The following is a 24,276-nucleotide window of genomic DNA, read 5'->3' on the forward strand; positions in this document are numbered from 1 at the left end:
ATTACTTTTTAGCACGCTCAAATGAGGTCATAATCTCAGCTTTTGCCGCAGCTGCATCGCCCCAGCCGGTGATTTTAACCCATTTACCTGGTTCTAATTCTTTATAACGTTCGAAGAAATGCTGGATTTGTTTTCTCAGCAATTCTGGCACATCGTTAATGTCCTGAATATGATCATACAGCTTAGTCAGCTTGCTGACGGGCACCGCGATCACTTTGGCATCTTCGCCAGACTCGTCTTCCATGTTTAGTACGCCAACAGGTCGGCACTTAATCACCGCACCTGGAATTAATGGGTAAGGCGTTGGCACTAGCACGTCAACTGGATCACCATCTAACGACAATGTATGGTTTACAAAACCGTAGTTACACGGATAGAACATTGGCGTAGCCATGAAGCGGTCAACCCATACTGTGCCAGTATCTTTATCGACTTCATACTTAATAGGATCGGCATTGGCCGGAATTTCAATAATAACGTTAATTTCATCTGGCAGATTCTTGCCGGCAGCTACATCGCTTAAGCTCATCGCTTGTTCCTCAGGTTAATTAAATGCCGCTATTATAAGGGCGGCAATACAATTGGCTATAAGTTATTAGTCGAATAATCAGTTTGTTTTATGGTAACCGACGCAGGTTTCCACTTCATGTTTCGATCCTAAAATCACCGCTACCCGTTGGTGAATATCGGTCGGTACGATGTCCATAATACGTTCGTACCCGGTTGAACTGGCGCCACCGGCTTGCTCAACCAAAAAACTCATCGGGTTTGCTTCATACATCAAACGCAGTTTATCGGGCTTAGTCGGATCTTTCATATCACGCGGGTAGGCAAAGATACCGCCACGGCATAGTACTCGGTGCACATCACCGACCATAGCGGCTATCCAACGCATATTGTAGTTTTTGCCACGTGGCCCTTCTTTACCTTGTAGCAAGTCAGCAATATAACGCTGCATTGCCGGCTGCCAATAGCGCTGATTAGACATATTAATCGCAAATTCTGCGGTATATTTCGGGATAGTGGCGTGCTCTTCGGTCAGCAAGAAGCCACCGTAGGTTTTATCTAAGGTGTATAAGCGAGTCCCTTTGCCCGTCGTTAACGCTAACATAGTTGATGGGCCATACAGTACATAGCCTGCGGCTAATTGTGCTGTGCCAGCTTGAAGAAACTGGCTGGCGTCATCCGCTTCTTTGTTAGCATCGGCCGGCAATATTGAGAAAATGGTTCCTATCAGACTATTGATATCGGTATTTGACGATCCATCCAGCGGATCAAAGGTCACTAAAAAGCGACCACGGGGGTTACCCGGTACAATCGTATCTTCTTCTTCTGAGCTAATGGCTTTAACCACGCCCGTTTCTAAAATCACTTCTTTAAGGAGTTCGTTGGCAATAACATCGAGTTTCTTTTGCGTTTCGCCTTGCACATTTTCTGCTAAGGTTGAGCCTAACACACCGGCTAATTCGCCTTGGCTGACCCTGAAAGCAATTTCTCGGCAGGCTGCCAATATGGTTTTTAAAAGCGAGATCAAGTCAGGATCGACGCCATCTTGTTGCAGTACAGGGGAGATGCGACGCATGATGTAAGGTCCTTTTTCTTTTTTTGTACAAATATTAGGTAAGAATAAGCACTGTTGCAGCGTCTAAATGCGAAGACAAATCCCGCAGCAGTTAGCGCATTACAGTATAGCTGTGTAGGCAGCCTTAGCTATTTTAAAGAATTTCTGTCTAAATTGCAGTTTTCATCGCAGCTTTATCTGCATTTGTTACAATACTCAGCAAATTTTGGGGTTGCCGCTGAGTAATGCAGCCAACAATGAATCATTTTCGGGATAAACGTCAGCACCCGCAGAGCGAGGCAGTATTTATGCATATTCATATTTTGGGTATTTGCGGCACTTTTATGGGCGGTATTGCTGCTATAGCAAAAGCGCTTGGACACCGTGTAACGGGGGCCGATCAAAACGTTTACCCGCCAATGAGCACTCAGTTGGCTGATTTAGGGATTGGTTTGACCCAAGGCTATGATCCTGTGCAACTCGACCCTGCACCTGACTTAGTGATTATCGGTAATGCCCTATCGCGCGGTAATCCGGCCGTAGAGTATGTTTTGGATCGAAACTTGCCGTATACCTCTGGTCCACAATGGTTATCTGAGCAATTATTACAGCAGCGTTGGGTTTTAGCGGTGTCTGGTACCCATGGTAAAACCACCACGGCCAGTATGTTGGCTTGGATCCTAGATTATGCGGGGTTAAATCCTGGGTTTTTAATCGGTGGCGTACCACAAAACTTCGATTGCTCGGCGCGTTTGGGTGATTCGCCGTTTTTTGTAATTGAAGCCGATGAATACGATACGGCCTTTTTTGATAAACGCTCCAAGTTTGTACATTACCGGCCGCGCACCTTAGTGATTAATAATCTGGAATATGATCATGCCGATATTTTCCCTGATTTAGCGGCTATTCAGCGACAATTTCACCATTTATTGCGTATGGTTCCCGCTAGCGGTTTAGTGCTCTCGCCAGAAAGCACTCCCGCAGTGGCGCAAACACTGGCTCAAGGTTGCTGGAGCGAGCGACAAGCCTATGGCACGGATTGGCAAGCGCAGTTACTGCAACAAGATGGCAGCAAGTTTCAAGTCTGTTGGCAACAACAGGTGCTGGGTGAAGTGCATTGGCAGTTAACGGGGCAACATAATGTGGATAATGCCATGATGGCGATTGCTGCGGCGCGCCATGCTGGCGTGCCTGTGTCGGTAAGTATCGAAGCGTTGGCGGCCTTTGTGGCACCGAAGCGGCGCATGGAATTAAAAGGTACGCCTGGCAATATTGCGATATACGATGATTTTGCTCATCACCCGACCGCCATCGCTACCACCTTACAGGGGTTAAGGGCAAAAGTGGGCCACGGGCGTATTTTGGCCGTACTGGAACCACGCTCTAATACTATGCGCCTTGGTGTACATCAGGCTGCTTTGCCGCAAGCGTTGCATAATGCCGATGAAGTGTTTTTGTTTGAGCCACGGCATGCCGGTTGGTCTATGTCCGATCTGGTGGCAAAGCTCAGCCAAGTCGGTAGTGTCAGTTATGACATTGATGAGCTGGTGCAACGACTTCGAGACACAGCGCAACCTGGCGATAGCATTGTTATTATGAGTAATGGCGCTTTTGGTGGTATTCATCAGAAGTTATTGTCTGCATTAACTGACAAGTGGAATTCATAATGACCGAACATTCTTCTGAACCGCGTGCTGAAATCACGTTAGCTTTTACTGGTGCTTCTGGTGCACCTTACGGCTGGCGCTTATTAGAGTTATTGCTTGCCCAACATATAAAAGTGCATTTGTTGATTTCCAGTGCCGCGCGTGTGGTGTTTGCTACCGAACATGATATTAAACTTGCTGGTGCGCCGGATAAATGCACCGAGCAATTAGTCGCGCATTTCCACTGTGCTCCAGAATTAATCAGTGTATACGGCAAAGATGATTGGTTTTCGCCGGTGGCTTCGGGCTCTGCTGCACCGAAAAAAATGGTGGTTTGCCCCTGTTCTACCGGGACCTTGTCGGCAATTGCCCAAGGCGCTAGCGATAATCTGATTGAACGGGCCGCCGATGTGGTATTAAAAGAAGGTGGCAAACTGATCTTAGTGGTACGCGAAAGCCCGCTCAGCGCGATTCACTTAGAAAATATGCTGAAATTATCTCGCTTAGGCGTCTGTATCATGCCAGCTGCCCCTGGTTTTTATCATCAGCCAACCCAACTTAGTGATCTCGTCGATTTTATGGTAGCGCGGATCCTAGACCAGCTTGGTTTATCACAACAATTAGTTGCTCGCTGGGGTTACGGCGGCCAATAAGCCTTTTAGCAGGAGTTTTGATTTGAGTATTGCACTGGATATTGCCGGACTGCATAAAGTATATCGCAGCGGCACTGTCGCCCTGGCAGGTATTGATTTACAAGTAAAGCAGGGCGATTTTTTTGCTTTGCTTGGCCCCAATGGTGCGGGTAAAAGTACCACCATTGGTGTGATCAGCTCGTTGGTAAACAAGACGCAGGGTAAGGTGCAGGTATTTGGTCACGACATCGACACCGATCTTGAAGCAGCAAAAAGTCAGCTGGGGCTGGTGCCGCAAGAATTTAACTTTAATCAGTTTGAAACCTTACTACAAATCGTGGTGAATCAGGCGGGCTATTACGGTATCCCCAAAACGATAGCCCTGCAGCGTGCTGAAAAGTACCTAAGCCAATTGGGTTTATGGGAAAAGCGTAACGCCAGAGCGCGCGAGCTATCTGGTGGTATGAAACGCCGTTTAATGATTGCCCGCGCTTTAATGCATGAGCCGAGATTACTGATTTTAGACGAACCCACCGCAGGGGTCGATATTGAACTACGTCGCTCGATGTGGGAGTTTTTACGCACGATTAATCAGCAGGGTGTGACCATTATTCTCACCACCCATTACCTGGAAGAAGCTGAGATGCTCTGCCGCAATATTGCCATTATTGATAAAGGCCTGATCATCGAGAATACCAGTATGAAAGCCTTGTTGGCGAAACTGGGGAAAGAAACCTTTATTCTCGATCTCGATGTCTTGCCAAGCGCATTGCAATTAGAGGGGTTTCAATGGCGAGCCTTGGAAGGACAAAGTATCGAAGTGGATGTTGAGAAAGCTCAAGGACTCAATCCTATTTTTAGTCAGTTAACGGCGCAGCAGATCAAAGTCCTGTCTATGCGCAATAAAGCCAACCGATTAGAAGAGCTGTTTGTCAACTTAGTTGAACATGGCCGAGGAGCGTCAGCATGAATCGCCGTTACTTGGTTGCTTTTAAAAGTATCTTGGATAAAGAGATCACCCGCTTTATGCGGATCTGGGTGCAAACCTTAGTGCCGCCAGCGATAACCATGAGCCTGTATTTTGTGATTTTTGGCAGCCTGATTGGCTCACGCATTGGTGATATGAATGGTTTTAGCTATATGGAGTTTATTGTCCCGGGGTTAATTATGATGTCGGTGATTACCAACTCCTATGCCAATGTTGCCTCTTCATTCTTTAGCGCGAAATTTCAGCGTAATGTTGAGGAGCTGCTGGTTGCCCCAGTGCCTAATTACCTGATTGTATTAGGTTATGTTGGTGGTGGTATGGCGCGTGGTATGCTGGTCGGTTTGATTGTAACGCTACTATCGTTATTTTTTGTGACCATTCAAATCCACAATCTTGCTATTATCGTGTTAACGGTGGTGCTCACCTCGATGCTATTTTCGTTGGGTGGCTTAATAAACGCCGTTTATGCGAAAACTTTTGATGATATCAGTATTATCCCTACCTTTGTGTTAACGCCGCTGACCTACTTAGGCGGCGTGTTTTATTCACTAACGTTATTACCCGGTTTTTGGCAGCAGGTTGCAGCCTTAAATCCAATAGTGTATATGGTAAATGCATTTCGTTATGGTTTTCTCGGCTATACCGATGTTAGCCTCTGGTTAGCGCTGGCCGTGGTCGTGAGTTTTATCGTGGTATTATTTAGTTATGCCATGTATCTGATCAACAAGGGTATAGGCTTACGTAGCTAAGCAGCGGCTTAGTTTACAAAATCCCGGCTACAGGGATAATTCGCAGACATTTAATCGCGGTGACTATCAGTCTAGCGTGTACAAGGTAACACGATAGGCTCAGGATAGTCGCGCTCAGGTACTGACAGGCATGAATGACACAACCAGGCGTCAGGCTACCGCTTCGGAAGAAGCGTTGTGGCGGATTTTTACGATTCCGGAAGCACCGGATTCGACATTAAGCATTATCGAACAGAATCTGTCGCAGAATCTGGCCGGTTTTCTGAATGAAAGTATAGTCGCGGTAGAAAAACCGCTCTGGCAAATTGAACGCGATTTTCAAGCGCATCAGATCCCGGAGCAGCCAACCTTTGTTTCCGATTATACCGAGAGCATTATGCAAAAACTGGTGGCGCACTCGGTTCATACCGCGGCACCCAGTTTTATTGGCCATATGACCTCGGCCTTGCCCTATTTTGTGTTGCCGCTCTCCAAGATGATGGTGGGGCTAAACCAAAATCTGGTCAAAATTGAAACCTCTAAAGCCTTTACCCCGCTAGAGCGTCAAGTACTGGGGATGATGCATCATCTAGTGTATGGCGAACGTGATGGCTTTTATAAAAAATGGATGCACAGTGCTAATCATTCCTTAGGGGCTTTTTGCTCTGGCGGGACTGTCGCCAATATTACTGCCTTGTGGATTGCCCGTAACAAGTTATTTAAAGCCGAGGGCGATTTTAAAGGTATTGCCAAAGAGGGTTTGTACCGCTCAATGCAGCATTTTGGCTATCAAGGCTTGGCGATTGTGGTGTCTGAGCGCGGTCATTATTCGCTTGGTAAGGCGGCGGATGTGCTGGGCATTGGCCGTGAGTCGGTGGTGTCGGTAAAAACCGATGCCAATAACAAAGTGGATATTGCCGAGATGCGTAATGTGCTGGCCGATCTGCAAGCACGGAATATTAAAGTATTATCGATAGTCGGGGTGGCGGGTGCCACCGAAACCGGTAATGTGGATCCGCTTAATGATTTGGCGGATTTAGCCGAAGCCTATCAATGTCATTTTCATGTGGATGCTGCCTGGGGCGGTGCGACGTTATTGTCCGAGAAATACCGCCATGTCCTCGCGGGGATTGAGCGGGCTGATTCCGTGACTATCGATGCCCATAAACAAATGTATGTGCCGATGGGCGCCGGTATGGTGGTGTTTAAGCACCCCTCTGCCGCCAATGCCATTGAGCATCATGCAGAGTATATTTTACGCAAAGGCTCGAAAGATTTAGGCAGCCAAACGCTAGAAGGTTCGCGTCCGGGTATGGCGATGCTGGTGCATGCCTGCTTGCAAGTGATTGGTTTAAAAGGCTATCAGATCCTGATTGATCGCAGTATCGAAAAAGCCAAATATTTTGCCACGCTAATTAGCCATAATATTGATTTTGAACTCATTACCGAGCCTGAGCTGTGCATTTTAACCTATCGTTATGTGCCAGCGCAGGTGCAAAAGGCGATGGCTCATGCCAACAGTGAGCAGCGGCAGCGTTTTAATGAGCTATTAAATGGTTTAACCAAGTTTATTCAAAAACGGCAACGGGAGGAGGGGAAATCTTTTGTGTCCCGTACCCGGTTAACGCCGGTGCGTTACGATAGACAAGAAACGATTGTGTTTCGAGTGGTGTTGGCGAATCCCTTGACGACTGAGCAAATTTTGCATGATGTGTTGGTGGAGCAAGATCAACTGGCGCAACTCGACAAAGAGTTTTATCCAAAGTTACGCCAGTTAGCGGCCGATATTCTCGCCTAAGTGTGAGGTATTGCAGCGGCTAACCTCGGTTAGCCTAAGCCCTGCCACCAAAAATATAGCGCCAGTGCACTGAACAGGCTGGCGCTACTATAACAAAGGATCTTGCCCAATAAACCGCTACTGAGTTTCAGATCATGTAAGCCATGATGAATGCGATGCATGGCATGAAACAATGGTAAGCAAATAGCCGCACCGGCCAGTGCTAACCCTGCCAGTCCCCACCAATCCTGCAATAGCCACTGTTGTACCTGCTGATAATTAAGCGCATTTTCTGGTAACACACCCAGCGGATAGAGCAACGCTATCGTCAACAGTAAACCCGGTATTACTACGGCAAAGCAGACACCACCGGCACTAAACAGGGCCCACCAAATAGGTTCGTCTGAGCGTTTTGGCTGATTCATAGCACACCTCCTAGCAACAGTAATAACAAGGCTGCTACGGCAATAGTGCCTAACCATTGTCCGGCAATCATCAGGGGGGCCGGCAAGAGTGGCATCACTCTGGGAAAGAGCTCAAAAAAGGTTTTAGCATGAAACAAACTGGCCGCAAAGGTCAGGGCATTCAGAGCCATCACCCAAGGCTGCGCCATAAAGCTGAGCCAATTTAGCCAGCTTTGTTCACCTTGCTGTAAGCTATAAAAACCGGCGATTAAACAGCCACAAAAAAATAATAAGGGTAAAACGGTGGCTTCCCGCAACATATAGAAACGGTAATAGCGATGCTTTAACCACCAGCTCGCAGTAAGCGGCGCCAGATAAGGGCGGCGAGGGCTGTGTTGTTCAGACATAAGGTGCTCCTAAGGCTTAAACAGGCCAATGACAAAGTCAGTCGCCGAGGCAACTTTTCCCTGATTGACGGCGGCGGCCGGATCTAAATGCTTGGGACAAACATCAGAGCAAAAACCGACAAAGGTACAGCCCCAAACGCCATTTTTGCCATTAAGCTGCGGCATGCGCTCAGCCTTACCCTGATCGCGATTGTCCAAGTTGTAGCGCTGCGCCAGCGTTAGCGCGGCTGGCCCCAAAAACTCAGGGTTTAAGCCAAACTGTGGGCAGGCGGCATAGCACAGGCCGCAGTTAATACAGCTGGAGAATTTACGATATTTTGCCAACTGTTTTGGTGTTTGCTTATGGGGTTGTGGTTTAGTGGCTGGCGTTGTTGCCGCGCTTTGCTCCTGGCGGATCAGGTAAGGCTTCACTGCTTGTAAATGTTGCAAAAACAGCGTCATATCCGATACCAAATCTTTCTCTGTCGCAAAGTGGGCTAACGGCTCTAACAGTAGATCGCCGCTATACTCACGTAAAAAGGTTTTACAGCCTAGTTTAGGGATGCCGTTGACCATCACACTGCACGAGCCGCAAATGGCCATCCGACAAGACCAGCGAAACGCTAAGCTGGGATCTAAGCTTTGTTGAATATACAGCAAGGCGTCCAGCACCGAGGTGCTGTTATCAAAGGGCACTTGATAGCGTTGCTGGCTGGGCCTTTGATCCTGCTCTGGGTTATAACGCTGAATAACCAGTGTTTTTTCCACTGTTTTTTCCATTATACCGGCTCCTGCTTTGTTGCGGCGCCGCCATAAAGGCGGGCAGCGGGTGTCGATTTAGTGATCCGCACCGGCTGATAGCTAATCTTGGCGCTACCGCCTGCTGCGCCAGCTGTTTCGGGCATTAACTGCGCGATGGAATGCTGCAGATAATCAGTATCATTGCGGCTTTGCATCCCTTGATCTAAGCGCTGGTGCGCACCACGGGACTCTTGTCGTGCCAAGGCGCTGGCACACATGGCTTCTGCCACATCCAGCCCAAAACCCAGCTCGTAATGTTGCAACAGCTCGTAATTAAAGATTTTACTGTTATCACTGACGGCTAATTGCTGATAGCGCTGTTTTAGTTGCTGCAAGGTGTTAAGACACTGCTGCATGCCCTCCGTGGTGCGATAGATACCACAGCCTTGCTCCATCGCGAGCGTCATGGCTTTGCGTAAGCTGGCTACTCTATCAGCTTGTTTTGCTCCAAAACGTGCTTGTAGCTGTTGGTGATGCTGTTGGCATTGTGCGTTCAGCGCGCTGCTTGGCAGCGCTTGGCGTTGTTTGGCATGGGCCACGGCAGCAACACCTGCAACTTTGCCAAAGACTAATAGTTCCGTTAATGAGTTAGAGCCAAGACGGTTGGCACCATGCAGGCCAACGGAAGCGCATTCACCAATGGCGTACAAGCCCCCGATACTGGTTTGGCACTGACCATCCGTTAAAATCCCGCCCATGGTGTAATGCACCGCAGGGCGGATGGGGATGGGCGCTTTGGCCGGATCAACATTGACATAGGATTTGGCCAGCTCACAGATAAAGGGCAGACGTTCATTCAGATAACTACTACCCAGATGCCGTAGATCTAAATAGACTACTGCATGCTCACCATAGTTACCGGTGCGACCTTTTTGCTGCTCATGCCAGAAGGCTTGCGACAGCTTATCGCGTGGCCCCAGCTCCATATATTTATTTTCGGGTTTACCCAGTGGCGTTTCTGGCCCTAAGCCATAATTCTGTAAATAACGATAGCCGTCTTTATTCAGTAGAATACCGCCTTCGCCGCGGCTGGCCTCGGTGATCAGAATGCCTGAGCCGGGTAAGCCAGTAGGGTGATATTGCACAAACTCCATATCGCGTAAGGCCACGCCGTGCCGGTACGCCAGCGCCATACCATCGCCGGTGACAATGCCGCCGTTGGTGTTGTAGTGGAACACGCGGCCGGCACCGCCGGTAGCTAAGATCACGCTTTTGGCCTGAATTTGGTAAAGCTCACCGGTGCTCAGCTGCATGGCCAGCACCCCAGCAATTTGCTGATCTACCACCAGTAAATCTAATACAAAGAACTCGTCCAGCCTGTTTATATTGGCAAACTGCAATGAGGTCTGAAACAAGGTATGCAGAATATGAAAGCCGGTTTTATCGGCAGCAAACCAAGTACGTTCAGTTTTCATGCCACCAAAGCGACGGACCTGCACACTGCCATCATCACGGCGGCTCCAAGGGCAGCCCCAGTGCTCTAACTGCACCAACTCTTCATAAGCATGGCTGACAAAGTAATCGACAACATCTTGATCGGCTAACCAATCACTGCCGGCGACGGTATCGTCAAAGTGAGCTTGTAGGCTATCTTGTTGCAGCGTCACGGCTGCAGCGCCACCTTCTGCGGCTACGGTATGGGAGCGCATGGGATACACTTTGGAGAGCAAGCTAATCTTGCAGTTAGGATCGGTTTGGGCTGCCGCAATGGCGGCACGTAAGCCGGCACCACCACCGCCAATAATGGCAATATCAGTGTGCAGTATTTGCATGATGCTTCCTTATAGTGTTTAATTCCTTGGGCTAGCGCTGCTGCGTTAGCGGGCTGCGCTGCCTTATGTTTTAGCCGGTACAAGCTGGCTGATAGTACTTAGTAAGCTGCCCAGTACAAACCGGCGCAAATTAATAATGGATACAGATGACAGAGCAGCACATTTAAGCCTAAATAGCGGCTCAGCTTAGCGGGCTGCTCAGCATATTTAAAAATGCCGGGTAGTAATGTAAAGAGTACAGGTAAGCTGAGTAAACCCAGCAAACTTTGCCAAGGTAATTGTTGGGCTATCACCCCTAATAGCAGCAAAATATAGCTTAACGCTGCTAACAGGCTAAACACACTGGCACTGTGCCGGCGGCCAATCACGATAGGGAGATGACGCCGCCCAACCTGCCGATCCGCTTCGACATCGGGAAATTGGTTTAGTAACAGTAAATTGCTGACGAGTAAGCTGACAATTAAGGCCAGCAGCCAAGCACCGCCAGTCAGTTTATCGGCAAACACCCAAAAGGCGCCAAGCGTCATCAATAAGCCAAACCCCACGCCCGGTGCCAGCAAACAGAGGATGGGCGCTTTATTAATGTACTGGGTATAGGCATAGATAATCATCACCCCGGGGATACCAATCAGCAGCAATTGCCAGCCATGTTGCAGGGTGAGATATAAGCCACCCATAATGACCACTAACAAAGTGCTTACCGCGAGCGTCAGGGCGATATTACTCGCGTGGGGGTTGGCAACCAGTGTGCCGCTACCACCACTAAAGGGGGTGCGCATGGTTAAAAAATCTAGCCCGGATTTAAAATCGAAGTACTCGTTAAAGGCATTGACACTAATATGGGCACAAAGCGCGACCAGCGTGACCAACATATATTGTGACCAAACTGGGGCGGCGCCTGCTTGCCAACTGGCGGTTGCGGCCAAAGCGATACAGACTAGCGTTAACGTTAAAAAATTGGCTCGGCCAACACCCAGTAACACGGCTATCACTTAGCGCTCCTTCTTTCGATGATAGTTAACTTACCACCTCTTGGCGTTGCTAGCAGCGGCAACCGGAGATGATAAAAAATTATGGTACTCCATTTCCTGTTATGGGAGTTTGATCTGAATCCTATTTTAGTTATTTAGTGATTACAGGTTAGGCGGGTTCGGTATTAATAGCAAATGCTAGCAAGCACCTGCTTAGCGTGGCGAGGTTTACCAAAGCGCCAATTGACTTTGCTGCTCACCCGCCCACGGTAGGAGTACGGGATGCTGGAAATGGGGCACTAATGGTTGTAAATCGCGGGCAAATTGTCTGGCTAAGTGCGGGGCCAGCCGATTATCTGGCGTATGCAAATACAGATAAGGCGTTTTGCCTGCATTTAGCCAAGCCGCGATTTTGTTAAGCCAAGGCTGATAATAGTGTTGATTGGTACTGAGATCATCACAACCGATAAAACGCACCACTGGGGTATCGCTTAAGCAAATAGCATGCACGGGTAAGCGCGGTTTTTTTTGCTGGGCATCGAGCAAGGCTGGCGTGGTGGCGGCAACCGAAAATAACGGCCGACTATCCAGTACCACACGCTCGCATTGATACTCACGCAATAAGCGGTTTAGGGTAATTTCGTGCTCGGCTTTATCAAAAAACTGTGGATGGCGCACCTCCACACACACCTTGGTGAGCGGACAGAGCACCTCGAGGTGTTGGGTCAGCCAATTTAGCTGAGCAGGGCCGGTGGTTTTCGGTAATTGCAAATGTACCAAGCCGATATAGGGATGCAGGGGCGTTAAGCATTGCCACCACGCAGTGAGCGCTTGGGCCGTGTCGGGCATAGGCGTGTTTGTTTGCGCATGTGATAAGCGGGAAGGAACTTTAAGCTGCAGCCGAAAATCAGCAGGCAGTAAGCTGGCCCAACGCGCGATAGTGGCCGCATCGGGGTCGGCATAAAAGCTAGTATTGCCCTCTACACTATTAAACACCTTGGCGTAGTGCTTTAAAAATTCCGCTTGCGGCGTATCTGCACTATAGAGGCTGCCTTTCCAAGCCGGATTGGCCCACATGGGGCAGCCTAAATACAGCAAAGGCGTTGACACCCGTTTTACACTTCCAGATTATCAATCAGCCGGGTATTACCAAGCGCCGCCGCCGCTAAAATCACCTTAGGCTCGTTCGCAGTTTTTGCCAGCGTTAAGGTTTGTTGATGGCTAATATTAAAGTAATCTGGTTGAAAGCCCGCTGCGCTAAGATCGGCTTTAGCTTGACGCTCTAAGGCTCGATAATCATGCTGACCCGCAGCGATGGCGGCTTTGGTTTTAAGCAGTATTTGATAGAGTGTAGGCGCTTGCTGCCGCTGTTCGGCAGTTAAGTAGCCATTACGGGAGCTTAAGGCTAAGCCATCAGCGGCACGTTCGGTCGGTACGCCAATAATCTCAATCGGAAAAGATAAATCGGTAACCATTTGTCGAATAATGGCTAACTGCTGATAGTCTTTCTGGCCAAAGCAGGCCACATCAGGCTGTACCAGATTAAACAGTTTGCTGACCACAGTACTGACCCCACGGAAATGCCCAGCACGGCTGGCACCACAGTGCAGATCCCCTAACAGCGGCACTTCGACATAGCTTTGTACGTCAAGACCACGTGGATACATAATCTCGGGTGTTGGGATAAAAAGGGCATCGGCCTGATGAGCGGTTAAGCCGGCAATATCGGCGTTTAGGGTACGTGGGTATTTATCTAAATCTTCATTTTTGCCAAATTGCATTGGGTTAACAAAGATACTGCAAATCACCCGATCAGCATGGTGGCGGGCAATATCGACCAGTTTAAAATGACCGTTATGCAGGTTACCCATGGTAGGTACAAAGGCAATGCGCTCGCCTGCCTGACGCCAAGTGGTAATTTGTGCGCGCAGCGCAGCAACAGAATCCAAAATATTCATTTAATTAAAACTATGCTCCTGGCCTGGGAAAGTACCGGCCTTCACTTCACTGACATAGCTGGCAATGGCGCTACGAATTTCGCCGGTTTGTGCCAGATAATTTTTGGAAAACTTCGGGATATAACCACTGCTAATGCCCAGTAAATCGTGCATTACCAACACTTGACCATCAGTGACATTACCGGCACCTATGCCGATCACGGGAATAGCTAAGGCTTGGGTAATGCGTTCTGCTAAGGCAGTAGGGATACATTCTAAAACCAGCAGTTGTGCGCCAGCCTCTTGCAAGGCCAGTGCTTGTCGTACCATGGCATCAGCTTTCTCTGCGGTTTTGCCTTGAACTTTATAGCCACCAAACACATGCACTGATTGCGGGGTTAAGCCTAAATGACCACAGACGGGCACACCGCGCTCGGTTAAGGCTTGAATAGTGGGCAGTAAAAAGTCACCGCCTTCTAACTTCACCATATTGGCACCAGCTTGCATCAACGGCACCACGCTTTGTAGTGTTTGCTCTAAGGTGCCATAACTCATAAAGGGCATATCGGCAATAATAAAGGCATCGCTAGCACCAGCACGCACGGCGCGAGTATGGTAAGCAATATCGGCAATGGTAACCGGTAAGGTATCACTATGACCTTGCAAAACCATGCCCAGCGAATCGCCAATGAGCAGGATCTCTACGCCTTGCTCCGCAAAAAGCTTGGCAAAGCTCGCATCATAGGCGGTCAACATGCTGATTTTCTCGCCCTGCTGTTTCATTTTTTGTAATACTGCGGTGGTGATTTTCGCCATAATAAAATTCCAACTAGCTTTCGGCTTGCGCAAGATCGCACAAAGCAGGATGAGCTGCCAGCGGCAGCGGCTGCAGGCCATTTAATGGCACCTGCTTTATCAGCATTGTTAATGGGGTGCCATCTGGCAGGGTTAACTCGGGTGCCAGTTCAAACAGTGGGTAAATTACAAACTCGCGCTGGCGCATACCATAATGTGGAATGGTTAACTGGGCTGTTGTCAGTTGCAGTTGGCCGTACAGTAAAATATCTAAATCTAAGGTACGCGGCCCCCAACGCTCGGCTTTACGTTCACGGCCTTGTTGTAGCTCGATTTGCTGCAATGCCGCTAATAATTGCTGCGCGCTGAGTTCGGTATCAAGCGCCGCAACAGCATTCACATAATCAGGTTGATCCTGTGGCCCCATCGGCTTCGAGCTATAAAATTGTGAAACCTGACGTAACTGTGTCGCTGGCAATAACGCTAAGGCGGCTACTGCCTGTTTCAGTTGTGCCACAGGATCGATTAGGTTAGCACCGAGGCCAATATAACTTCGCTCAGCCATGATGTTCACTGTTACTATTGGTGTTACGTTTGCGCTTATAGGTGCGACGACGTTTCGGGCTTTCGACTCCCGCTTTACCAAGTTGCTGAATCAGTGCCAGTCGATCGCTTTCATCACTGTATTGGAATTGCTCCCACCAACGCGCTAGCTCAAGTAATTCACCACCTTCAGCTGCGGCACGCAATACCAAAAAGTCATAAGCACCGCGAAACTTACTTTGTTCCATTAATTTGAACGCGCGGCGGCCTGCACGTTTCGATAGGCGATTTTGTAAAAACCAAATATCGCGCATGGCTAAACTAAAACGTTTGGGGATCGCAATGGTACGCTGAATATCATCCAAGACTTCCGTCATGGCAATACCAAAGGCGTCGTTTTCATTTAAGCCGCTTTCGATTAAGAGCGTTTGCGCCCGAACTTCGACGGGATACCAGAGCATAGCGGCAAAAATAAACGCGGGGGTAACAGGTTTATCTGTCGCCACCCGTTGATCCGTATCTTGCAGAGCGCGGGTAATCAGTTGAAAGGCTTTACCTTCAGGCTCTTGCTTTAACAGTTTCTCTAATTGAGGCACAAGCTGTTTTAAAACATTCAGCTCGCGCATGAGCATAAAATTATCAAAACCCTTGCCCGACAGCCACATCTTTACCAGTTCGTCAAACAAGCGGGGTGCCGGAATATTTTTTAACAAGACGGCTAACTGCGGGATATCCGCTGCGCTCTCAGGCGCAATTTGCATATTAAGCTTAGTGGCAAAACGGATGGCTCGGAGCATCCGTACCGGATCTTCCCGATAGCGGGTTTCCGGATCGCCAATCAATGCGATCCGACGATCCGCAATGCTTTGAACACCTTGAGCAAAATCGTAGATCGCAAAGTCTTTAATGGAGTAATACAGCGCATTAACGGTAAAATCGCGCCGCTCAGCGTCTTCTTCAATGGTGCCGTAAACATTATCGCGCAGAATTTGACCATGATCGCTTAAGCTAGCAATTTTACTGGCGTTTTCGTCTTCCTCTGCACCGCTGTGATGACCACGAAAGGTCGCCACTTCAATCACTTCTCGGCCAAACACCACATGAGCCAGCCGAAAGCGACGGCCAATGAGCCGACAATTACGAAATACCTGTTTTACTTCATCTGGTCGAGCGTTGGTTACCACGTCAAAATCTTTTGGCTTCAAGCCTAATAATAAATCGCGGATACATCCCCCCACTAAATACGCTTCAAACCCTGCGTCTTTTAAGCGATACAATACTTTTAATGCATTGGGGCTAATATCTTTTCGTGAAATAGAATGCTGATCTCTGCCAATAATCTGCATCGGTGGCAATACCGAAGGGGCAGCCGGGCTCGTTGGCTCTACTGGGCGAGTTGGGGTGGCCGGTATGGCATTCTTTCCGCCTAAGGTGCGGCGGCAAAAATCAATCACGCGCGAAATTATGATGTCTCTCCTCGATGGCATTGAACAAGCGGCTTAGCGCCGAAAAAACCGGCGTATCATACCTGACTTTGCAAGAAATGAGAACGAAATGGCGGGTTTTCGCTGATTATACTCTGTGGCGCTTTTAGGCAAAATCTGGACACGGTATTTCTGGGGTGACTGGAACCCGAGCCAAATCCCATACCGATAGCGCCCAAGCTAAAATATCGGCCACATTTGCGCCAACTAAGGCGGCAGGGACGGGATGGCCTAATAATGCTAGTACTGCACTTAAGCTGGTGTTGAGCGGCCAGTTTGCTAACGCGGTAGCATGGTTTTGTTTACTGAGTTTTTGACCGGGAGCGGTCACGGCTAAAGGCAAATGACCATAGTGTGGTGCGCGCTTACCAAGTAAGTGACATAAATGTTGTTGCCTGGGTGTCATATTTAATAAGTCTGCTCCACGGATCACTTCAGTAATCTGTTGATCGAGATCATCTACTACCACCGCTAGCTGATAGCTAAATAAACCATCGCGTCGTTTCAAAATATAATCTTCGCCCGCCAAGGCTGCCGATATAGATTGGCGACCAAAAACGCGATCATCAAATACGGTTTTTACCTCTTGGGCTTTTATTCGCCATGCAAGCGGGGGCGTGTTAAGTGATAGTGACGCACATGTGCCCGCATACACACCGCCAGTCAAACTAATTTCGCGTCGACTGCATTGGCAACCGTACAGTAACTCGCGTTGTTGTAGTTCTATCAGAACCTCTTGATAGCGCGCAATACGTTGGCTTTGATAGATAACAGGGCCATCCCAGTGCAGCCCAAATGCGGCTAAGGTATGCATAATGGCTGTGTCGGCCCCTATTTGTACCCTTGGTGTGTCAATATCCTCGATACGCAGCAACCATTGCCCCTGTTGGCTTTTAGCTTGTAAATAGCTACCAACCGCTGCAATGAGCGAACCGAAATGAAGGGGACCTGAGGGGGAGGGGGCGAAACGGCCAATATACTTGGCCGTCTGCGTTTGCGGCGTGTTCAGCACCACGCGAACCGTTCGGATTAACCGCCCAGTTGTTTTTCTTTAATTTCGGCCAGTGTTTTACAATCAATACACTGATCGGCTGTTGGGCGCGCTTCTAAACGTTTGATACCGATTTCAATACCGCAGGTATCACAGTAACCGAAATCTTCGTTTTCGATTTTTTGTAACGTTTTTTCAATTTTTTTCAGCAATTTACGTTCGCGATCGCGCGCACGTAACTCTAAGCTGAACTCTTCTTCCTGAGCCGCTCTATCTACCGGATCGGGGAAGTTTGCCGCTTCATCGGCCATGTGAGTTTTGGTACGGTCAACTTCTTCCCGTAACTGTTGGCGCCAGGCGTCGAGAATTTTTCTGAAATGCTCCAACTGCTTCGGGTTCATATACTCTTCCCCGACAGCTGCCTGATAAGGTACTACGCCAGCCAGCGCGAGCAACCCTAAGGATTTATTGTTATTGCCTTCTGGCATGATTCTCTCCTGTACAATCCCACCAAGCAAAAAGATGGCGGCTATAGATAGCAGAATATCACCGCTACCGCAATCACTAATAAAAAACCGCGGAAGTATAGCGGCTGGCAATCCTGCCGTCACTTAATTTCGGCTGAATCTTGCTGACTTTTGGTCTGAAGGTCGATTATTTTACGCTAACCGTCACAAATCTTTGGTTTTGTCGCGCCAAGTGGACGGCTGCCTTATGCTACACTGTCGGAAAAGCCTTAAGATGGCTTAGTTAACGTTTACTATTGGAGCTTGTAATGAATTCGATCCCTGCCGTAATACAGATTTTTATACAGCCGCAACCCGCTCCTGAACAATTTGGTACCGGTGCACTGGTTTCACCACACAGCGCAGGGTATCAAATACATATTAAAGCAGGCAATGAAGTAAGAATGGTGCAAAAAGCGGCACGGCTGCTCGATAATTTGGGCTTATCACAAGTACAACTGGCGGGTGAATGGCCAGAAGAGTGGCAATGGGCTTTTTATCAAGGTTTTGTAAATGCTAAACGCCTTACAGGAGTGTTTTTTTGCGGTGATGCGTTAACGGTGCAAAGGCTAACACAACGTGAACACTGTTATCGTTTTGCCAAACACTTGGTGAATAAAACACCCGAGCAATTATCACCGCAATTATTAGCAGAAGAGGCTGCGGCATTTATTTCGGCAACCGCGGGGGCAAACCAGGTAACGTATCGCATCATCAGTGGTGAACAGCTGGTTACGGAAGGTTGGCAGGGTATTTACCAGGTTGGCCGCGGTAGCGTTAGAGCGCCAGCCATGTTAGAACTCGACTTTAACCCAACGGGCAATCCTGAGGCGCCTGTAGCGGCTGCGTTGGTGGGGAAAGGCATTACTTTTGACAGTGGTGGCTACTCTATTAAGGCCACCGAAGGGATGCTGACCATGAAATGCGATATGGGTGGCGCGGCGACGGTAACGGCCGCATTAGCCTTGGCAATTCTGCAAGGGTTAACGCAGCGAGTAAAACTTATTTTATGTTGCGCAGAAAACTTAATTAGCGGTCATGCCTATAAATTGGGCGATATTATTACCTATAAAAATGGCACAACGGTTGAGATTGTGAATACCGATGCAGAAGGGCGTTTAGTCTTGGCGGATGGTTTGCAACTGGCCTGCGACAGTGGCGCAGCGTTAATTATTGATGCCGCAACCCTCACGGGCGCCGCCGTAACGGCCGTTGGGGCGGAGTATAATGCGCTGTTTGCGTTAGATAAGGCGTTGGCTAAACGTGCGCTGGATTACGCAGAACAACAACAAGAATTAACGTGGCAACTGCCTTTAGAAAAATGGCACCAACAGCAATGTCCCTCGCCCTATGCCGATACGGCCAATAGCCGGCCGGTTAAAGGCGGCGGTGCGGGGGGGGCCAGTAATGCTGCAGGGTTTTTAAGTCGCTTTGTGGCAAACGAAGGGCAGGGATGGTTACACTTTGATTTAGCCGCGGCCTTTAACGGCACGGCGAATGCCTATTGGGCAGCGGGCGCCACTGGGCAAGGGATTAGAACGATCGCCAGTATATTATTACATGAAGTAAACGCCTAACGTCTGAGTGAATTTCATCAGCGGTTTCTTGCCGCTGATGCCGTTGAGTACAAAAGCAGTGTTACCAATAATCGAAATTTTACCCCGGCTTTGTCAGATGTTGCATCAGGTGCCCCGCGTGGTGTTAGCGGCTCCACCTGGGGCAGGTAAATCAACCTATTTGCCGCTTTATCTACTGCAACAGCCCAGCTTTATGGGTAAGCGTATTGTGATGCTAGAACCTCGGCGCTTGGCTGCTAAAGCCATAGCAGCATACTTGGCTGAGCAGTTAGGCGAAACAATTGGGCAAACCGTGGGGTATCAAATTCGGCAGGAGCGTCAAGACAGCGCTAACACCCGTTTATTAATTGTTACTGAGGGTATTCTCACGCGTAAGATCCAGCAGGATCCTGAATTATCCTCTATCGATTTGCTTATTTTTGATGAATTTCACGAACGATCCTTGCATGCTGATTTAGGCTTAGCACTTGCCTTAGAAGTCCAGCAATTAAATGAACGATTAAAAATTTTAGTGATGTCGGCTACCCTAGACACCAGTGCGCTTGCTCAATATTTACAAGCACCGGTATTACACAGTGAAGGCCGTAGTTACCCCGTAACGATTAAGTACCAACCGCTGAGTAAAGACCCGATAGCCATACAATGCGCTAGACAAGCGTTGCTGGCATATGAACAGCATCAAAGCAGTGTATTGGTGTTTTTGCCCGGGCAAGCCGAGATTTCACAAGCTGCAGACTGGTTGCAATCGCAAGCCCTCCCTGCCAGCGTAAAGGTGTTGGCGTTAGTGGGTAGTATGAGTATTGCGGCGCAGCAAGCCGCAATTGTTGCGCCTGCGCCAGGTGCGTATAAAATCGTGCTAGCGACCAATTTAGCTGAAACCAGTTTAACCATTGAAGGGATTAATGTTGTTGTCGACAGTGGGCAAGCGCGTCGGGCCAGTTATCAAGCCCGTTCGGGTATCAGTCGTTTAGAAACCATTGCGATTAGCCAAGCTGCCGCAACGCAACGGGCAGGACGAGCGGGGCGACTGGCCGCAGGATACTGTTATCGTTTAGACAGCGCGGAGCAATGGCAACGCCGTCCAGCGTTTGAGCCGGCAGAAATAACCTTAGCGGAACTTACGGCACTCAGAGTGGAGATTGCCGTATGGGGCTGTCAACCTGAAGATTTAGCCTGGCTAACCACACCCTCATCCACTAACTTGGCCGCAGCTACCGCCTTATTACAGCAATTACAGGTATTAGATCTTCAAGGGCAAATAACCGCCTACGGTCGCGTGCTTTACGCATACGGCACGGATATCCGCTTAGCCAGCATGCTAGAACATGCCAAGACGCTGCAACAGCAGCAAGCGGGTATTGGCTGGCTAGCGAGTTTATTGGCAGCCTTGTTAGAAGAGGGACGTATCTCGCCAGACGATCTTTACGGACAATTACAGCAATTGCACGCCCGACATCCGCGTTATAGTCGCCAGTATCAGCAGGCGCTACAACTGGCGAAGCGGCTTAACTGTCAGCCAAGTGCCACCTTGCCAGTAGAGCAGGTTCCGGCGTTGTTATTGCGAGCTTATCCAGATCGATTGGCACAACGTCGAGGGCAAGGGTATTTATTAGCCAATGGCGCTGGTGCACAATTAGGTGCCGATCATGCTTTACAGCAACAGCCCTATATCATTGCCGTTACGCTGCAACAGGTTCAACAGCAAAATCGTATCCAATTGGCCATCGCCATTGACTTGGACGCTATTTTGACAAGCTGGCATGCGTTACCCTGGCAAACAAGCACCGGCTGGGATGATAAGTTAGCTGGATTTTATAGCGAGCAACAACGCCAATTTGGTCAGTTAGTGTTGCAACGTCGCCCTGCGCCATTGCAGTTAACGGCGCAGCAAAAACAACACGCTTGGTTAGCCCATATTGCTAAACATGGGCTAGCGCTGTTGCCTTTCACTGCCACATGTTGGCAACTACAACAACGTGTGGCGTTGTTGCATGCTAACCAATTTACGGATTTTCCTGATCTTAGTGATAGCGCTTTACTGGCAAATCTGGAAAACTGGTTAGGTCCCTATCTGGCCGATGTGCACAAAGCCAGCCAATTAGCACAATTACCACTTTATGATTTACTCTGGCAGCAGTTAAGTTTTCAACAGCAGCAGCAGGTAAAGCAGTTATTACCTGAGACATGGCAAGCGCCAACGGGAAGCAACGTACAGATTGATTACAGTTTACCAGGCGGCCCTAGGTTTTCAGTGCGGGTTCAGGAAATGTATGGTCAACTGACGTCGCCAAGTGTATTGAACGGCCAGTTACCTCTTACCGTGACGTTATTATCGCCCGGACGCCAACCTTTACAGATTACCCGTGATTTAGCCAGTTTTTGGCAACAGAGTTGGCAAGATGTAAAAAAAGAAATGAAAGGGCGCTATCCTAAACACTTTTGGCCGGATGATCCGGCACAAGCGCGCCCTACAACAAAAACAAAAAAAGCGATGGGTTATGAGCCGAAGTAAAAAGAAATCGATAAAATCCAGTCGTCCAGGTCGGTGGTGGCGCAAGGTATGGGTGACAGGATTAAAATTGGCATTCGTGATATTGCTGGTATTAGTCATCTATTTTATTTACTTAGACAGTAAAATCACCAGTACGTTTTCTGGCCAGAAATGGCAGGTTCCGGCACAAATTTATGGTCGTAGTTTAGCGCTGTATCCGGGTAAATACTTAACCCAAGCTCACTTAATTCAAGAGTTAGAGCAACTTCAGTATCGGCGCAGCCAAGACGTTACTGGACCGGGTCAATTTAGCGTTAAAGGCGGCAGTGTTAGTATTTTTCGTCGTAGTTTTACTTACGTCAATGGCGAACAAATCGCTGAGCGTTTTAATGTTGAGTTTAATCGTACTGGGATTAGCCGCATTGTGCAGCAAGGGCAGAGCCTAACGTTTGCACAGTTAGAACCGCAGTTAATTGAGCATTTAGTCTCGCCGCATCAAGAAGATCGAGAGCTCGTAAGGTTAGATTTAGTGCCTACCTTGCTAAAAGAGACGTTATTATTGGTTGAAGATCGGGAATTTTATCAGCATCGTGGAGTTTCTCCTTTATCGGTATTACGCGCGTTTTGGGTCAATTTAACGGCTGGGCGCACCGTGCAGGGGGGATCAACGTTAACGCAGCAACTCGCAAAAAACATGTACCTTACCCATGATCGTACCCTATGGCGGAAAATCAATGAGGCGTTTATTGCCTTAGTATTAGATTATCGCTTTAGCAAAGATCAAATTTTAGAAGCCTACTTAAATGAAATTTATTTGGGGCAAAATCATGCCACAGCGGTGCATGGCTTTGGTTTAGCCAGCCGTTTTTACTTTGGTAAACCGCTGACGGAATTATCTGCCGATCAATATGCGTTATTAATAGGGGTGGTTAAGGGACCGGGTTACTATGATCCGCGGCGTTTTCCGGAGCGGGCACAGCGGCGACGCGATTTAGTGTTGCGGTTGATGTTTGAACAAGAGCTGATAAACGACGCGGCTTATCAACAAGCTCTCGCAAAACCGATTAAACTTGTTGCACGTGGCCAGTATCTTAATGCCAGTTTTCCCGCTTACATGGATGCCGTAAAACGCGAGTTACGCCAATTGGCACTTGATCCCAGCTTAACGCATAGTGGCATTAAGGTATTCACTTATCTTGATCCTATGGCGCAAACGCAAGCAGAACGAACCGTATCGCAGCTCGTGCCTGAGATGAATAAAGATTTAGAAGCCGCGATGTTGGTGGTAGATTACCAAGAAGCAGCCGTTCAGGCGTTAGTGGGGGGGAAAACCGCCGGCTATGCAGGGTTCAACCGGGCCTTAGAGGCCAAGAGACCTATCGGTAGCTTGATTAAGCCTGCCATATTTCTAGAGGCCTTAGCGCAGCGCGGTCGTTTTACGTTGGGGACCTTACTCGATGATAGTCCATTAAGCCTTCGTAATAATAATCAAGACTGGCAGCCGCAAAATTTTGATAAACGTTTTCGCGGGCAAGTGTCGTTAATGCGGGTGCTAGCGGATTCTCTCAATGTACCGACAGTGCGGTTAGGCTTACAATTGGGCATGCCGAAAATACAAGATGCGCTCCAGCGTTTAGGACTTGAACGTCGAGTCACACTGTACCCCTCTGCGTTATTAGGGGCAGTAGATTTATCCCCTTATGAATTGACACAACTGTATCAAACGTTGGCTAACAATGGCGTACACCAATCATTAGCAACCGTGCAGGCGGTCACCGATCAATATGGTGCTGTGGTGTATCAACGTAATAGTCCAAAAACTGTACGCTACGCCGCCGAGGATGTTTATTTATTGCATTATGCCATGATTGAATCGACTTTAACGGGTACCGCACAATCGCTCGCCCGCACTTGGCCACAGCCAACCTTTGCGGGCAAAACCGGTACCTCAAGTGATTATCGGGACAGTTGGTTTGCTGGCTTTGATCAGGATACGTTAGTCACAGTATGGTTGGGGCGTGATGATAACCAAAGTACCGGCCTGACTGGGGGTACGGGGGCCTTAAGAGTTTTTGCGGATTATTTTCGGCAAAAGGGTAAGCATAATTTGATTCGTTACATGCCTGACAATGTTGAGTGGCAGCGCTTTTCGACCAATAGTGGTTTGCCGGTACCGGAATACTGCCCTAATAGTTGGCTGCTGCCAGCACATAAAAACAGTATTTTAAGTATGGCGGCGTGTGATTAAGGCGTTGGTTTTTATAAAAAGGTGACATGATGACGGAT

22 protein-coding genes are annotated in these 24,276 nt (G+C 48.6%); 8 read left to right on the forward strand and 14 right to left on the reverse strand.

The features are described 5' to 3' along the window. Position 1 precedes the first annotated feature (1 nt). Positions 2-529 carry an inorganic diphosphatase gene (gene ppa, locus IE070_RS10605; protein ID WP_189483163.1) on the reverse strand — a complete coding sequence of 176 codons (528 nt, stop codon included), beginning with the start codon at positions 527-529 and terminating at the stop codon, positions 2-4. Between the two features lie 78 nt (positions 530-607). After that, a complete protein-coding gene (locus IE070_RS10610) occupies positions 608-1,582 on the reverse strand; it encodes a class 1 fructose-bisphosphatase (RefSeq protein ID WP_189483164.1) in 975 nt (324 codons plus the stop codon). 287 nt (positions 1,583-1,869) lie between these two features. Between IE070_RS10610 and mpl the strand changes: the two genes are divergently transcribed. The 5 genes from mpl (at position 1,870) to panP (ending at position 7,353) form a co-directional block, all read left to right on the forward strand. Next, a complete protein-coding gene (gene mpl, locus IE070_RS10615; protein WP_189483269.1) occupies positions 1,870-3,228 on the forward strand; it encodes a UDP-N-acetylmuramate:L-alanyl-gamma-D-glutamyl-meso-diaminopimelate ligase in 1,359 nt (452 codons plus the stop codon). Beyond that, a complete protein-coding gene (locus tag IE070_RS10620) occupies positions 3,228-3,860 on the forward strand; it encodes a flavin prenyltransferase UbiX (protein ID WP_189483165.1) in 633 nt (210 codons plus the stop codon). Before mpl ends, IE070_RS10620 begins: the two co-directional genes overlap by 1 nt. A gap of 22 nt (positions 3,861-3,882) precedes the next feature. Further along, positions 3,883-4,809: an ABC transporter ATP-binding protein gene (locus IE070_RS10625; protein WP_189483166.1), complete on the forward strand. Its 927-nt coding sequence runs from the start codon at positions 3,883-3,885 to the stop codon at positions 4,807-4,809. Beyond that, positions 4,806-5,576, forward strand: coding sequence for an ABC transporter permease (locus IE070_RS10630; protein WP_189483167.1), 771 nt, complete (start codon positions 4,806-4,808; stop codon positions 5,574-5,576). Before IE070_RS10625 ends, IE070_RS10630 begins: the two co-directional genes overlap by 4 nt. Positions 5,577-5,706: 130 nt before the next feature. Then, the gene (panP, locus tag IE070_RS10635) at positions 5,707-7,353 is read left to right on the forward strand and encodes a pyridoxal-dependent aspartate 1-decarboxylase PanP (RefSeq protein ID WP_189483168.1); all 1,647 of its coding nucleotides are present in this window, start codon (positions 5,707-5,709) and stop codon (positions 7,351-7,353) included. Positions 7,354-7,382: 29 nt separating this feature from the next. Here the strand turns inward: panP and frdD are convergent, their stop codons facing one another. From frdD to dksA, 12 genes are all read right to left on the reverse strand, one after another. Beyond that, positions 7,383-7,757 carry a fumarate reductase subunit FrdD gene (frdD, locus tag IE070_RS10640; RefSeq protein WP_189483169.1) on the reverse strand — a complete coding sequence of 125 codons (375 nt, stop codon included), beginning with the start codon at positions 7,755-7,757 and terminating at the stop codon, positions 7,383-7,385. Then, positions 7,754-8,143, reverse strand: coding sequence for a succinate dehydrogenase/fumarate reductase transmembrane subunit (locus IE070_RS10645; RefSeq protein ID WP_189483170.1), 390 nt, complete (start codon positions 8,141-8,143; stop codon positions 7,754-7,756). The genes frdD and IE070_RS10645 overlap by 4 nt, the downstream gene beginning before the upstream one ends. A 9-nt stretch (positions 8,144-8,152) precedes the next feature. Further along, a complete protein-coding gene (locus tag IE070_RS10650; RefSeq protein ID WP_189483171.1) occupies positions 8,153-8,902 on the reverse strand; it encodes a succinate dehydrogenase/fumarate reductase iron-sulfur subunit in 750 nt (249 codons plus the stop codon). Beyond that, positions 8,902-10,695, reverse strand: a complete 1,794-nt coding sequence (frdA, locus tag IE070_RS10655; protein ID WP_189483172.1) for a fumarate reductase (quinol) flavoprotein subunit — start codon at positions 10,693-10,695, stop codon at positions 8,902-8,904. The genes IE070_RS10650 and frdA overlap by 1 nt, the downstream gene beginning before the upstream one ends. Positions 10,696-10,793: 98 nt before the next feature. Further along, positions 10,794-11,687, reverse strand: a complete 894-nt coding sequence (locus tag IE070_RS10660; RefSeq protein WP_189483173.1) for a prenyltransferase — start codon at positions 11,685-11,687, stop codon at positions 10,794-10,796. A gap of 207 nt (positions 11,688-11,894) precedes the next feature. Continuing rightward, positions 11,895-12,776 carry a DUF72 domain-containing protein gene (locus tag IE070_RS10665; RefSeq protein ID WP_229797031.1) on the reverse strand — a complete coding sequence of 294 codons (882 nt, stop codon included), beginning with the start codon at positions 12,774-12,776 and terminating at the stop codon, positions 11,895-11,897. 5 nt (positions 12,777-12,781) lie between these two features. Continuing rightward, a complete protein-coding gene (panC, locus tag IE070_RS10670) occupies positions 12,782-13,624 on the reverse strand; it encodes a pantoate--beta-alanine ligase (RefSeq protein WP_189483174.1) in 843 nt (280 codons plus the stop codon). After that, positions 13,625-14,419, reverse strand: coding sequence for a 3-methyl-2-oxobutanoate hydroxymethyltransferase (gene panB / locus IE070_RS10675; protein ID WP_189483175.1), 795 nt, complete (start codon positions 14,417-14,419; stop codon positions 13,625-13,627). 13 nt (positions 14,420-14,432) lie between these two features. Next, positions 14,433-14,963, reverse strand: a complete 531-nt coding sequence (gene folK, locus IE070_RS10680) for a 2-amino-4-hydroxy-6-hydroxymethyldihydropteridine diphosphokinase (RefSeq protein WP_189483176.1) — start codon at positions 14,961-14,963, stop codon at positions 14,433-14,435. After that, positions 14,956-16,395: a polynucleotide adenylyltransferase PcnB gene (gene pcnB / locus IE070_RS10685; protein ID WP_229797032.1), complete on the reverse strand. Its 1,440-nt coding sequence runs from the start codon at positions 16,393-16,395 to the stop codon at positions 14,956-14,958. Before pcnB ends, folK begins: the two co-directional genes overlap by 8 nt. A 136-nt stretch (positions 16,396-16,531) precedes the next feature. Next, positions 16,532-17,437 (reverse strand): tRNA glutamyl-Q(34) synthetase GluQRS, encoded by a 906-nt coding sequence (gene gluQRS / locus IE070_RS10690; protein ID WP_189483178.1) that lies wholly within the window; start codon positions 17,435-17,437, stop codon positions 16,532-16,534. 17 nt (positions 17,438-17,454) lie between these two features. Beyond that, a complete protein-coding gene (dksA, locus tag IE070_RS10695) occupies positions 17,455-17,904 on the reverse strand; it encodes an RNA polymerase-binding protein DksA (RefSeq protein ID WP_189483179.1) in 450 nt (149 codons plus the stop codon). A 287-nt stretch (positions 17,905-18,191) separates the two neighbouring features. Here dksA and pepB point away from each other — a divergent pair, with 287 nt between their 5' ends. The 3 genes from pepB to mrcB are packed head-to-tail and all read left to right on the forward strand — an operon-like array spanning position 18,192 to position 24,238. After that, positions 18,192-19,499, forward strand: coding sequence for an aminopeptidase PepB (pepB, locus tag IE070_RS10700; protein ID WP_189483180.1), 1,308 nt, complete (start codon positions 18,192-18,194; stop codon positions 19,497-19,499). Positions 19,500-19,536: 37 nt separating this feature from the next. Further along, complete coding sequence (hrpB, locus tag IE070_RS10705; protein ID WP_268247352.1) at positions 19,537-22,011, forward strand: ATP-dependent helicase HrpB; 2,475 nt, start codon at positions 19,537-19,539, stop codon at positions 22,009-22,011. Further along, on the forward strand, positions 21,998-24,238 hold the full coding sequence (gene mrcB, locus IE070_RS10710; protein WP_189483181.1) for a penicillin-binding protein 1B: 2,241 nt from the start codon (positions 21,998-22,000) through the stop codon (positions 24,236-24,238). The genes hrpB and mrcB overlap by 14 nt, the downstream gene beginning before the upstream one ends. Positions 24,239-24,276 lie beyond the last annotated feature (38 nt).

Source organism: Alishewanella tabrizica (genome assembly GCF_014652375.1).
Lineage (GTDB): Bacteria > Pseudomonadota > Gammaproteobacteria > Enterobacterales > Alteromonadaceae > Alishewanella > Alishewanella tabrizica.